Below are 12,945 nucleotides of genomic sequence, written 5' to 3' on the forward strand. Positions count from 1 at the left end.
TTCGCCGTGTTTCCTCCACGGCATGCCAACACCCCCCTTTCCGTCCCGAACTTCCCGCCCCAGAAGGGCGGGGACCTGCGGACGGGGCCGTGACCCTCCACACAACAAGGCCGCTTTGTCGATATCACGGCTCCCTGGGACTTGACGGGCACCCCAGGGGGTCCGTTGTAATTAGGGTGCCCTAACCTAGGGAAGGCTCCCCTAAGGGAGACGAGGATCGCGGGCCGGCCGGCCCGCACGGACCCTGCTCGCCACGACCCGACCCCGCCGGTCCAGAAGGACGCCCATGCTCCCCACGTTCGTCATCGGACTCCGAGAAGGTCTCGAAGCGGCCCTCATCGTGGGCATCATCGCCTCCTTCCTCGGCCAGCAAGGACGCCGCGACGCGCTGCGGAAGGTCTGGCTCGGGGTGGGCATCGCCGTCGCGATCTGCGTCGTGGTGGCGATCGGGCTCCAGCTGGCCTCCAGCGAACTGCCGACCCGCCAGCAGGAGCAGATGGAGACGGTGGTGGGCGCCATCGCCGTCGTCATGGTCAGCTACATGGTGCTGTGGATGCGCAAGCACTCGCGCAACCTCAAGAAGGACCTGGAGCAGGCGGCGGGCCGCGCGCTGACGGAGAACTCCGCGACCGCCCTGATCGTCATGGCCTTCCTCGCGGTGCTGCGCGAGGGCTTCGAGACCTCGGTGTTCCTGCTGGCCACGTTCAACGAGTCCGACAACCCGGTCTACGGCGGTGTCGGCGCCTCGCTGGGCATCCTGGTGGCGGCCGTGATCGGGTACGGCATCTACAAGGGCGGCGTGCGGATCAACCTCTCCCGGTTCTTCCGGATCACCGGCGTGGTGCTGGTGCTGGTCGCCGCCGGCCTGGTGTCCACCGCGATCATGACGGCCTTCGAGGGCGGCTGGCTGAACCGGGGCGACACCGCGTTCGACCTGTCCTGGCTGGTGCGGCCCGGTACCCCGGCCTCGTCCGTGATCACCGGCGTGCTCGGCATCCAGCCCGAACCGGACTGGGCGATGGTGATCGGCTGGCTGGTCTACGCCGTCCCGATGCTCGCCGTGGTGGCCTGGCCCGGACGCCGCAAGGCTCCGGCCAAGCGCCCCGTCGAGCGCTCCGCCGAGGTCGGCGCGGGCTGACGCCCGGCCGGCTCCTCGGGCAAGCCCCGTCAGACGCCTTCCCCTCTCCCCCGACCCACCGTCCAGCACCGAGGGCTCCGGGCGCGTTCGGCCCGCACCGACCGCGCTCAGGTCCGGCACGCCCGGAACCCCCGCCGCAGAGCCTCGCCGCGCCCCGTTCCGCCCCTCCGGCGGACGCGCCGGCACCCCTGAACCGCCTTCCGCCGTCAACCCGCCGTGCGCCGCACGGCCCCTCCCGAGGAGTCCGACGTGACCCGCCCTGCCACCTCCCGCCGCATCCTGGCCTGCGCCGCGACCGCTGTCTCGGCGGGTCTGCTGCTGACCGCGTGCGGCGGTGACAAGTCGGGCTCAGGCAGTGACTCCGGGGCCTCCGCGAAGAACGCCGGCTCCAAGACCGCCGCCGTCTCCATCACCGTCTCCGACAAGAACTGCGCGCCCACCCCGGCCAAGGTGGCGGCGGGCTCGGTCAAGTTCACCGTCAAGAACGACAACTCGGCGAAGGTCACCGAGGCGGAGCTGCTCGACGGCGGCAAGATGCTCGGCGAGAAGGAGAACCTGACCCCGGGCCTGTCCGGCGACTTCACGCTGAACCTGGACGCCGGCACCTACCACGTCTACTGCCCCGGCGCCGACCAGGAGAAGACCACCTTCACCGTCACCGGCGCGGCCAAGAAGACCTGGAAGGACGACCCGCAGCTGGTCTCCGCCACCGAGCAGTACGCGACGTGGATCGACGGCGAGGTCAAGGAGCTGGCCTCGACCACCGACACGTTCACCGCCGCGGTGAAGGCCGGCAAGCTCGATGACGCGAAGAAGCTCTACGGCAAGGCCCGCATCCACTACGAGCGGATCGAGCCCACCGCCGAGATCTGGGGCGACCTGGACGGCCGCGTCGACGGCCGCGCCGACGACGCCGCGACCCCGGCGGACTTCACCGGCTTCCACCGCATCGAGCAGGGCCTGTGGCAGAAGAACTCCACCGCCGGCCTGGACAAGCTCGCGGACCAGCTCGACTCGGACGTGAAGACCCTCTACACCCAGGTGCAGACGGTCGAGTACCAGCCCGCGGTGATCGCCAACGGCGCCACCGACCTCGTCAACGAGATCCAGTCCTCCAAGATCACCGGCGAGGAGGAGCGCTACTCGCACATCGACCTGCTGGACTTCGACGGCAACCTGGCCGGCGCCAACGAGGCCGTCACGGTGCTGATGCCGACGCTGAAGCAGAAGGACGCCGCGCTGGCTACCGAGGTCGAGCAGCGCTACGAGGCCGTGGCCGCCGCGCTGAAGCCGTACAAGGCGACGCCGGGCTACGAGGACAGCGGCTACGTGGAGTACACGAAGGTGACCAGCGACCAGCGGCGTACGCTGTCGCAGACCGTGGACGCCTACGCGGAGTCCGTCTCCAAGATCGCAGGAAAGATCGCCTGACAGTGACCGACACGCCGGACATCACGCCCGAACCCGACGACAAGGACCGTATCCCGGCCGCCGGCGGCGTCAGCCGCCGCCGGCTGCTGGGCGCGGTCGGGGCCGGCGCGGCCGTCGCCGGGGCCGCCGTGGGGGCCGGGGCCACCGCCCTGGGCACCCGCGGCGGCGGTTCCTCCTCGGACTCGGGCGGGTCCGGCGCGTCGGGGCCGGCCACGGCCCAGACGGTCGCCTTCCGCGGCGGCCACCAGGCCGGGATCGCCACCCCCTCGCAGGACCGGCTCTGCTTCGCCACCTTCGACGTCGCGTCCACCGCGACCAAGGAGGACCTGGCGGACCTGCTCACGACGTGGACGGCGGCGGCCGAGGCGATGGCCCAGGGCCGCCCCGTCCCGGGTGACAACGGCGACCTGGAGGCGCCGCCGGACGACACCGGCGAGGCCGTCGGCCTGGCCCCGGGGAACCTGACGATCACCATCGGCTACGGGCCGAGCCTGTTCGACGGGCGCTTCGGGCTGGCCGGACGGCGGCCCAGCGCGCTGAAGAAGCTGCCGCACCTGCCCAAGGACAACCTGGCGGCGGCGGGCTCCGACGGCGACCTGTGCGTGCAGGCGTGCGCCGACGACCCGCAGGTGGCCTTCCACGCGGTGCGCAACCTGCGCCGGCTGGCGTTCGGCACGCTGGTGCCGCGCTGGATGGAGCTGGGCTTCGGCCGCACCTCCTCCACCAGCCCCGCGCAGGCCACCCCCCGCAACCTGCTCGGCTTCAAGGACGGCACGCGCAACATCGACGGCGCCGACGAGGCCCTGATGGGCCAGTACGTGTGGATCGGCGACGAGGAGCCGCAGCGCTGGGCCCGCGGCGGCTCGTACCTGGTGAGCCGGAAGATCGAGATGCGGCTGGAGGCGTGGGACCGCGACCGGCTCGGCGACCAGCAGGACGTCTTCGGCCGGTTCAAGTCCAGCGGCGCCCCGCTCACCGGGCACGCCGAACGCGACACCCCGGACTTCCACGCCAAGGCCGGCGGCCAGTACGTGATCCCGGCCGACGCGCACATCCGGCTGGCGGCCCACGAGAACAACAACGGCCTGCGCATCCTGCGGCGCGGCTACTCGTACACCGACGGCATCGACCCGGTGACCGGGGAACTGCTGGGCGGACTGTTCTTCATCGCGTTCATGAAGAGCCCCGACCAGTTCGTCACCCTCCAGACGGCGCTGGGGCAGCACGACGCCCTCAACGAGTACATCCAGCACGTGGGCAGCGGTGTCTTCGTCACCCCGCCCGGGCTGGCGGCCGGCCAGGACTGGGGCGGCCAGCTCTTCGGCTGACGCCGTCCCCGACCGTGCCCCCGGGCCCTGCGGGGACCCCTGGCGCCCGGACACCGCCGGGGCCGCATACCCCCGGGCCCCGGGGTCAGCCGCTGCCGCAGACGGAGGTCTGCCAGGCGGCCGAGCCCTGCCGCGCGCTGAGCGCCTTCAGCGCCGACAGCTGCCGGCCCAGCGTGGACGGGTCGGCGAGGTAGCGGATCGCGGCCAGTTCGAAGGCGTCGCGCACGGCGGACGGCATGGCGTCGGAGGCGTCGTAGCAGCGGATCGCGCCCGGGTCCCGCAGGGTGGCGGCGATCTGCCGGTCGGTGGCGTCGGGGTAGTCGGCGGCGGTGATCCGGCGGTCGGCGGAGAAGCCGTCCTGGGCCTGGCTCCAGCGCTTCTGCACGTCCGGACGGGCGAGGTAGGCGATCAGTTCACGTGCCTGCGAGCCGCCGCCGAGCATCGCCGCGAGGTCGCCGGAGACCTCCCAGTCCGCGGTCTCCCGGGCGTCGGCGTCCGGCACCGCGTCGTGGGAGTGCGTGTAGGCCGCGCCGGCCCGCTGCCAGGACGTCTCACCGCGGACGAAGGTCGACTGGTGCTCCAGGACGCAGGCGCCGGCCTGGCCCACCCGCGCGGACTCCTCGGCGTAACCGGTCCGCAGCCCGGTCGCGGCGTAGGGTCCGCCCGCGCCCACCAGCCGCCCCCAGGTGTGGAACGCCTGGACGACGGCCTGGCTGGTCCAGGGCAGCTTCCCGACGGCCCACTCCTGGTAGGTCCGCCAGCCCTGCTGCTGGAGCAGGATGTCCTCGACCCAGTCCGTTCCCGGCCAGCCCGAGGTGGCGCCGGAGGCGAGGCCGAGGCACCACGAGGACGGGTCGTCGGCGTCCTTGGCGACCTGGGCGGGTGCGAGGTCCGCCGGGTGCCACACCATGCTCTTGAGGTCGGTCTTGACCGGCACCCAGTACGTGTGGCGGCGCTGGTCCGGGCCGACCGCCGGGGCCGCCCAGGGCTGGTCGAAGTCCGCGGCGGAGACCAGGCCGTCCAGCGGGAGCAGCCGGCCCAGGCCCGCGTACTCGGCCAGCTCGCCCGGCCCGGGCAGCACCGCCACGTCGGGCGGCGTGCCGGACTCGACGTCGGCGGCCAGCACCTGGCTCTCCGCCGAACTGCCCTGGTAGAGCACGTGGATGTGCTCCTTGTCCTCGAAGGGCTCGATCACCTGGCGGCGGAAGGCCGCCGCGTCGCCGCCGGTCCAGTTGGCCAGGACCGTCACCTCGCCGCGCCACACGACGGCGTGGACCACCACCACGCCCGCGGCGGCGAGCACCGCCAGGCTCACCGCACCCGCCACCACGGCGCGCCGCCGGCGCCGCCCGCGCCACCACCGCCCCGGCCCGGCCCCGCCCGGTGCGACCGGTGCGACCGGTGCCGCGGCCGACCGGTACTCGCCGATCCGCGGCCGGAACGCCCACAGCGTCAGCGCGGCCACCGCGGCGCCGCCGGCGAGGATTCCGTAGCCGGCCGCAGCGCGCAGCCCGGTGCCCGCCATCCGGTGCGCCACCTCGGTGCTGGCCGCGCTGATCCGCACGCCCGCCTGCGGGCTCTCCAGCAGCCGCCGGGCGCCCGCCAGGCCCTGGTGGGTCTGCCAGGTGAAGACGGCGGCGGTGCCGGTGCCCGCGACCAGCAGCGCCATCGCCAGGGCCAGTTGGCGGTTCCAGCGGCGGTGGAACCGCCGCCGCAGGAACCCGTTGGCCTCGCCGAGGGTCCCGGCCATCGCCAGCAGGAGCAGCGCGGCCAGCGTCCAGCCCAGCCACAACGGCCAGCCGAACGACGCCTGTTCGCGCGCCACCGCCACCTGCCGCTGGTGGAGGGCGGCGAGCCGGCCCATCACGGTGCTGTCGTCGGCCCGGCCGTTCGCGGTGCCGAGCACGTCCTTGGCGTAGCGCAGGCAGGCGGTGTGCAGGGCGCTCCCGGAGGGCGCCCGGCCGGCCTGCTCGATCCAGCCCGAGTACACCGCTGTCAGGCCCTGCACGGTCTGGAGGGTCTGCCGGCCGGAGGGCCCGGTCACGTCCTCGGCGGCGGCCAGCGCGAGGCTCTGGTCGGCGACCGCGATCTGGGTGTGGAAGTCGCCGGTGCCGACCGCCTGGGCCGCCGCACCGCCGTCCCCGTCCCCGTCCCCGTCCCCGTCTCCGGGGTCGACGCTCGCGTCCGCCTGCGTGAGGGCGTTGATGGCGGTGTCGACGTCCAGCACGCCCGCGGCGGTGGACGAGGCGAGCGGCACCGCGCCGGAGCTCACGCCCGTGTAGGCGCCGAACAGGGCGAGCGTGGCGGCGGCGGTGAGCACCAGCAGCAGCCGCTGGCGCAGGGCGAGGTCGCGGCCCGTGGTGCTCACGACGCCTCCCCGTCGAACCGGTGGCCGCAGTGCGGGCAGAACCGGGAGCCGGCCGGGATGTGCCGGGGACAGCCGGGGCACGCCGTCAGCACCAGGGGCCGCGACGGGTCGCCCGGCCAGGGAACGCCGCCGCCCGCTCCCGGCGCGGGGCCGAAGGTGGTGTGGGTGCTGGCGGTGATCACGTGCTCGAAGAAGATCCGCAGGTCCCCCTCGCGCAGGTGGACCTCGCCGGCCGCCGGGTCGGCCACCTCCACCAGCCAGGCCAGTTCGGCCAGGTACCGTCCGGCGTCGGGATCTGCCGCGGCCAGCTCGTACGCCGTGCGGACCGCCTCGCCGAGCAGCCGCTCCGCCGCCCGCCGGTCGCCCTGGCGGTACTCCTCGGCGGCCCGCGCCACCGTCCGGCCGTAGTGCCGGTGCCTCTCGACGTGGGCGCGCTCGCGGTTGGCACTGTTCTCCGTGTCGGCGCGCACCGGGTCGTCGGTCCACTGCACCAGGCAGCCCGCCTCGGGCACCGGCGTCCCCGGCGGAGCGCCGGGGACGGCCGCGGCGACCATCGCCACCTGGAGGTCCTCGCCGGGCGGCAGGCCGTCGGGGGCGACGGACAGGCACAGCTGGTAGCGGCGCGTCTCGTCGCCCCAGGCACGGGTGGCGTAGCGCAGCCCGCCGTCGGCCCCGACCCCGGCCAGCCGCAGGTCGTTGGGGTAGACCTGCCGCAGGTACCGTACGGCGGTACTGCCCAGCGGGGTGACGCGCAGCTCCACCTCGGGCACCGTTCGGGTGAGCAGACGGGCGATCAGGTCCTGGTATGCGGAGGGCAGTTCGTCCTCACGGCGGACGAAGTCGGCCCGACCGTGCAGCCGTTCGACGGCGTCCCGCAGCACCTGGGCCTCCCAGCCGTCCCCGATGCCCCACGCGTCGCACACGAACCGGCCCTCCCAGGTGTCGAGTACGCCGCGCAGCGGGTTGAGGCGGTCGTGCTCGTTGCGGCCGTCGGTGAGCATCAGCACGTGCGGGACGGGCGCGCCCTCGGCGTCGAGCAGCCGTCCGGCCAGGTCCAGCCAGTCGCCCAGGCAGGTGCCGCCGGCCGCCTCCAGCCGGCGCACGGCCGCCTCCGCGGCACGCCGCGTCTCCTCGGACGCCGGCCGCATCCGGCCCGACGGCGGGTAGATCGCCTCGGCCCGCTGGTTGCCCTTGACGACGGCGAACGGCGTGCCGTCCGGCAGGGCCCGCAGCGCGGCGACGGCGGCGTTGCGGGCCTGCCGGAACTTCTCCTCCGGGTGGTCCATGGAACCGGAGCAGTCCACCACCAGCACCTCGGCGAGGTCCGGCCGCTCGGCCGCCCCGGCGGCGCCGGTCAGCCCCACGGTGACGAGGGCGTGCAGCTCCTGCCGGCCCCGCGACGGACAGGTACGTGCGCTGGTCGACCGCGATGCTGAGGGTGGGCGGGGTCGTCTCCACGGGTGCGGCTCCTCTGCTGCGGGCGGCCGGAGGTGCGGCCTTCCTTCGCTGCGGGGTGGGGCGGGCTGGATTGGGGGCGGGGTGGGTGGGGTGGGACGGAACGGGGGTACGGGGGTACGGGGGTGCGCCGGCGGCCGGCGGCAGGGGGGCGTCCGGGTACGTCGGCGGGGTTCAGAAGGTGCTTTCGGGGCGGACGGTGTAGGCGCGGTCGAGCAGGTCGCCGCGCTCGGCCCGGTAGGTCCGCTGGTCGGCGAGGCCGCGCAGCGAGCGGTACAGCAGGCGGGCCAGCCGCTCGGCGCTGTCGGCCCCTTCGAAGAGCACGCCGGGCGGCAGCTCCGGGAAGCGGCCGTCGGCCTGGCGGCCGACCCGGCGGGGTGAGGCCGCGAGGGCCACGGCGCCGCCGGGACCCCACAGCCGGGCCGCCAGCCCGGTGCGGACCGGGGCCCGCCCGGCAAGGCGGTCCAGCAGCGGCGGGAAGTGCGCGGCGAGCACGTTCTCCCGGACCTCGGCGGCCAGCCGGTCCCGCTCGCCGTCCGGGCGCAGCCGCTCGACCCGCTCCGCGGCCTGCCGCAGCGCCGACGGCGGTGCCGGGACGCCGGCCAGCCGAGCGGTCAGCGCCCGCACCGCCGCCACCTGGGCGGTGTCGTAGTGCCGGGAGGTGGACGGCACCTGGTCCAGCACCGTCACCGCCGCCTCCCGGGCGCCGGCCCGCAGATGGCGGCGGGCCAGCCCGAAGGCCGCGCTGCCCTGCCCGCGGTCCCGCTCCCACACCGCCTGGTACAGCTCCTCGACGGAGTGGCCGCCGCCCGCCCGGCGCCGGGTGGCCTCAAGCCGCTCGGCGCAGTAGCCGAGGGCGAGTTTGGGCGCCCACTCGCCCGGCACGATGTCGTACACGGCGCTGAACGACTCCTGCGCGTCGGCGACCCGGTCGGCCGTCAGGAAGCCCAGCCCGCGGTGCCAGGCGGGCCGCCAGTCGTAGCCGGGCGCCACCCCCTGGCGGCGCATCAGCCGCTCGGCGGTGTCGAGCCAGCCGGCCGACAGCGCCGCCGCCTCCTCGCCGCCGCGCCGCAGGTACGCCCGGCACAGCCACAGGGCGACCTCGACCGTACGCAGCCGGGCCTCGTGCGCCACCCGCTCCTCGACGCGTTCGGGCAGCGCGGACGCCGCCCGGGCCAGGAAGACCACCGCCGGGTCGGCCGGGTCCGGGATCGGGGCGGGCAGCGCGGCGGCGGCGTCCCAGGGCTCGGGCGGCGCGACCGGCAGGTCGGGCGGGGCGGCCGTGTCCAGTCCGGCCCGGGCCGTCCAGTACCGGGCCTCGGGCACGGTGCCCAGCTCGGCGCCGAAGAGCAGCCCGGTGGGCTCGAAGCGGGTGGACCGCTCCGGGTGCCGCTCGCGCCGGCTGAGCGCCCGGTGTTCGCGCAGCACCTCCCACAGCTGGCGGGACATCTGCGGGGCCGAGGTGAAGCGCGCGGCCGGATCGGGGTGGGTGGCGCGGGCGATGAGCCGCTCGAAGGAGCTGGCGGCCAGTCCGGTCCCGGGGGCGGCCCGGGCGGCCATCGCCTCCAGCGTCCTGCCGACCGTGTACAGGTCGCTGTCCACGTGGAAGCCGCGCCGCTCCCGCTCCTCCCGGCCGGGGGCGAACTCCTTGGTGTAGGACAGCCGCGACGTCCGGTCGTCCGCGCGGCGGACCGCGCCGAGGTCGATCACCTTGACCTGGCGGCCGTAGTGGATGACGTTGGCGGGCTTCATGTCGCAGTAGAGCAGCTCCTGGTCGTGCAGGTACTCCATGGCGCCGAGGATCTTGCAGCCGTAGGTGAGGACGTGGTCGAGCGCGAACGGCTCACCGAACAGCTCGGCCAGCTCCGGGTTGCCCGCCGACAGCAGCGAGTTGAGCGGCCGGCCGCCGACGTACTCCATGACGATGTAGTCGGTGGGCCGCTGCTCGCCCGGGGGTTGGTGGCTGCGGGAGGAGATGACGCTGACGATGTCGCGGTGGTGGAGGCTGGCCAGCGAGCGCATCTCCTCCACGGCGCGGCGCCGGGCGATGGCGTCGCTGTTGTGGATCTGCGCCTTGAGGACGACGAACTGGTTCTCCAGCGCGGTGTCCCGCGCGAGGTAGACCCAACTGGTGCCGCCGCGCGAGAGGTAGCCGACCACCCCGTAGCGCTGCCCGCCCGGCTCGCCGATCTCGTCACCGGGCGCGAGCTGCGGGCGGAAGGAGTAGGGGGTGCCGCACTCCGGGCAGAAGCCGTGGTCGGGCGGCGGCCCGCCGTCGAAGGAGACGCCGATGAAGCCGGGGCACTCCGGGACGCCGCACTCGCGGCCCCCGGCCGGGGGCGGCGCCGGAGTGGTGGAGACCGAGGAGAGCGGCGGTACGGGGATGTCCGGAAGCTGGACGAGGCCGTCGCTGTCGAGCGTGCCGGGGCGGGCGGGCGAGGCTGACGCGCTCCGGGCGTCGACGGCTGTGACGGTGACGGCGGTGACGGCTGGGTGGGCCGGGGGCGGGGGCGGGGGCGGCTTCACGGCTGACTCCGGCTCCACGGGCTTGGCCGGCTTCGCGAACTGGCCTGGTCGCGCGGATGGTTCGGGCTTCGCCAACGAACCCGGACTCGCCAACGCGCCTGATTCCGCATCCGGTTCCGGCATCGCGGCCGGTTCCGGTGTCGCGACCGGTTCCGGTGTCGCCGCCCGAGGGGAGGCGGCCGGGGTTCCGCCCGGCACCGGCGCACCCTCGGGCGCCCTGCGCTGGCAACGGCGGCAGAACCCGGTGGAGAGGATCACACCGTCACACCCCTCGCGCGGGCACGGTATGGCGGTCGGACCGGTCATAACGGCTCCTCTCCCTCCTCCGGCGGCGGCCCGTCCCCGCGCAGCCACTCCTCGACGAACCGCACGTAGGCGTCCACCGCCCGCTCCGCCCCGGCGACGTCGCAGGGCCGGGCGGCGAGCAGGCCGGCGGCCCGCTCGTACAGCTCCTCGGCGGCCAGGTCCTCGCGCCGCGCGACCCCCTTGTAGAGCACCTGGTAGCCGGAGAGCAGCCCGGCCAGCTCCGCGCGCCGCTCGGTCAGCACCGACAGGCGGGTGACGGCCTCCCGCAGCCTCCGCTCGGCGCGCAGGGCCGTCCGGTCGTACCGGCCCAACGCCGGGTCCAGGCCCATCCCGGCCGCCTCGCCGGCGCCGCCGGACATCGTGGCGAGCACGGCCTCCGCCCGGGACAGCGCGCGCAGCGCCCGCCCGCAGTCAGCCCGGACCTCGGCCATCCCCCGCTCCAGCCGGGCGGCGAGCGGCCCGACGGCCTCGGTGAGCCGCGCCACCACGGCGGCCTGCCGCTGCTGGCTCGGCTCGATCACCAACTGGCTCCAGGCGCGTGCGAAGTGCTCGCCCTCGCCGCGGAACACCAGCAGCAGCCGGTCGCCGCGGGTGCGCAGGGCGGCCAGCACGTCCAGCAGCGAGCCGGGGTCGGCGGCCTCGTCCACGCCGGTGACGGCCAGGACGAGCGACCCGGCCACGGAGAGGACGGCCTCCTCCGGCGTCCGGCCCGCGCCGGCGGACAGGCCCAGCCGGTCGGCCACCCGGTCGACGAGCCAGCGGGTGGGACGTCCGGACATGTCGACGGCCAGGTCGAGGCTGCCGGGCGGCGGCACCTGCTCCGGGTCGGGGCCGGTCTCCTCGGGCCGCAGTTCACGGTCTGCCAGCAGCACGGCGCGGCGCAGTGTGGCCAGCCGGACCCGGTCCCCGGGCCGGACCACGGAGATCTTGACCTGGCCGCCGTCGCCGTGCCGCTCCGGCCGGGCCGTCATGGACGGCGCCATGCCGGGCGGGGCCGCGCCCGGCGGGGCATGGGGCCGGAGGGCGGGCCGGGCGTCGGGCCAGGCGTGCGGCCAAGCGTCGGGCCGGACATCGGGCCTGACATCGGGCCTGACATCGGGGTCGCCGCGGAACCAGTCGGCCAGGCGGCGGGCGAAAGCGGGGTCGACGAGGCCGGGGACCTCGCGTCCCACCGCGTACAGACGCGCGTCGACGGCTCGCGGGCCCAGCGTGGAGCCGGCCGTACGGGCCAGGTGGCGCACCACGGACTCGGCCGGGCACAGGTAAGGCGTGAACGCCGTGGCCGGCTCCCACTCGGTTCCGGCAGCCCCCGGCAGGACGACGCCGGCCAGCCGGCCGGTGTCCGCGTCGGCCGCGCCCGCGCCCGCGTACCCCGGGGCCAGGGGGCCGGCCGCGACCAGCAGCACCCGGCCGTCGTCGCAGCCGCCCGCGCCCGGACCGGTGGCGGTGGACGCCCAGGTGCCCGCCCCCTCCAGCCGCGGGAAGCCGTAGACGCGCAACCGCCGGCCCGGGACCGCGCCCCGCGCCAGCGGCATGGCGGCGCCGGGCGGCCCGGGCGGTCGAGCCGCACCAGGGCCACCCCGCCGACGCCCGGCGGGCACACCTCCTCAGCCACCCCGCCGACGGAAGCGGGGCCGCCGGGCGGAGCCCGGTGACCGCCCGCGGCGGTGCCCTGCGCGGCCACGGCGGAAGAGGCGGCGGGGGAAGAGACGGTGGCGGAAGAGGCGGTGGCCGAGGGACGCGGGCCGCCCGCGAGGAAGGCGCCCGCGGGTACGGCAGCGGCATCGGCACCGCTGAACTCCACGGTCACACGCTCGCCGCGGGCCACCACGCGGGCGCTGGTGAGTACCCATTCCGGCTCGATGAGCACCCCGGCCCCGGCGACCGTCCCGTCGCCGCGCCGCACCCGTACCGCCCAGGCCGGCACCTGCCAGGAGTGCGCTCCGCCGAATCCCCCATCGGCCTCCATACCAGCACTGTACGCCTGACGTCACGTCATGTCGGCTTCCTGGTGGAGGAATCACCCCCTACGCGACCCAACGGCCCACCCGAAGACGGCACACCGGCACCCCTGCGGACGGCCGTCGGGGAACAGCCCACCGGACGGCCACACCAGGATCGACCAGGCTCCTCAGCCGAGGGTCGGGGCCCGCTACCCGCCGCGGGCCCGGCGGAGGCAGCCCCACGCGGCGAGCGCGAAGAGCACCGCGAGCAGAAACCCGCCGATCCCCCCGCCGAACCGCTCCGCGCCGACCGCCGCGCCCACCGCGAGGAAGGCGAAGGCCGCGCCGAAGAGCACTGCCACGGCCTGCCGCCGACGTCCTCTGCTCCTGCCCACACGCCGACCCTACGCCCCACCAGGCCCGCCCGGCAGCGGCAACCACGGTGACGCA

General features: G+C 75.5%; 8 protein-coding genes. 3 read left to right on the forward strand and 5 right to left on the reverse strand.

Annotation, left to right across the window (positions count from 1 at the left end):
• The first annotated feature begins 286 nt into the window (after window positions 1-286).
• From efeU to efeB, 3 genes are all read left to right on the forward strand, one after another.
• Entirely contained in the window at window positions 287-1,138 is an 852-nt protein-coding gene (efeU, locus tag BS72_RS04685) for an iron uptake transporter permease EfeU (RefSeq protein WP_051950673.1), read from the forward strand.
• Window positions 1,139-1,387: 249 nt separating this feature from the next.
• Window positions 1,388-2,569: an iron uptake system protein EfeO gene (gene efeO / locus BS72_RS04690; RefSeq protein ID WP_037906634.1), complete on the forward strand. Its 1,182-nt coding sequence runs from the start codon at window positions 1,388-1,390 to the stop codon at window positions 2,567-2,569.
• Complete coding sequence (efeB, locus tag BS72_RS04695) at window positions 2,566-3,897, forward strand: iron uptake transporter deferrochelatase/peroxidase subunit (RefSeq protein WP_407638938.1); 1,332 nt, start codon at window positions 2,566-2,568, stop codon at window positions 3,895-3,897. The genes efeO and efeB overlap by 4 nt, the downstream gene beginning before the upstream one ends.
• Window positions 3,898-3,982: 85 nt before the next feature.
• Here efeB and BS72_RS37735 read toward each other — a convergent pair whose 3' ends face one another.
• The 5 genes from BS72_RS37735 to BS72_RS36290 all read right to left on the reverse strand — a co-directional run bounded on the left by BS72_RS37735 (window position 3,983) and on the right by BS72_RS36290 (window position 12,857).
• Complete coding sequence (locus BS72_RS37735; protein ID WP_232792212.1) at window positions 3,983-6,265, reverse strand: extracellular solute-binding protein; 2,283 nt, start codon at window positions 6,263-6,265, stop codon at window positions 3,983-3,985.
• Window positions 6,262-7,629 (reverse strand): VWA domain-containing protein, encoded by a 1,368-nt coding sequence (locus BS72_RS04710; RefSeq protein ID WP_051950674.1) that lies wholly within the window; start codon window positions 7,627-7,629, stop codon window positions 6,262-6,264. The genes BS72_RS37735 and BS72_RS04710 overlap by 4 nt, the downstream gene beginning before the upstream one ends.
• Before the next feature lie 265 nt (window positions 7,630-7,894).
• On the reverse strand, window positions 7,895-10,246 hold the full coding sequence (locus BS72_RS04715) for a tetratricopeptide repeat protein (RefSeq protein WP_232792213.1): 2,352 nt from the start codon (window positions 10,244-10,246) through the stop codon (window positions 7,895-7,897).
• Window positions 10,247-10,548: 302 nt separating this feature from the next.
• Window positions 10,549-12,087, reverse strand: coding sequence for a hypothetical protein (locus BS72_RS04720; RefSeq protein WP_051950676.1), 1,539 nt, complete (start codon window positions 12,085-12,087; stop codon window positions 10,549-10,551).
• Window positions 12,088-12,704: 617 nt separating this feature from the next.
• On the reverse strand, window positions 12,705-12,857 hold the full coding sequence (locus tag BS72_RS36290) for a hypothetical protein (RefSeq protein WP_157856148.1): 153 nt from the start codon (window positions 12,855-12,857) through the stop codon (window positions 12,705-12,707).
• Window positions 12,858-12,945: the final 88 nt, after the last annotated feature.

It is taken from the genome of Actinacidiphila yeochonensis CN732 (assembly GCF_000745345.1).
GTDB classification, from domain to species: domain Bacteria; phylum Actinomycetota; class Actinomycetes; order Streptomycetales; family Streptomycetaceae; genus Actinacidiphila; species Actinacidiphila yeochonensis.

Excerpts from the sequence above, each read along its gene's own strand:
- efeU (WP_051950673.1), top strand. The coding sequence starts at position 287 with ATGCTCCCCACGTTCGTCATCGGACTCCGAGAAGGTCTCGAAGCGGCC.
- BS72_RS04720 (WP_051950676.1), bottom strand. The coding sequence starts at position 12,087 with ATGCCGCTGGCGCGGGGCGCGGTCCCGGGCCGGCGGTTGCGCGTCTAC.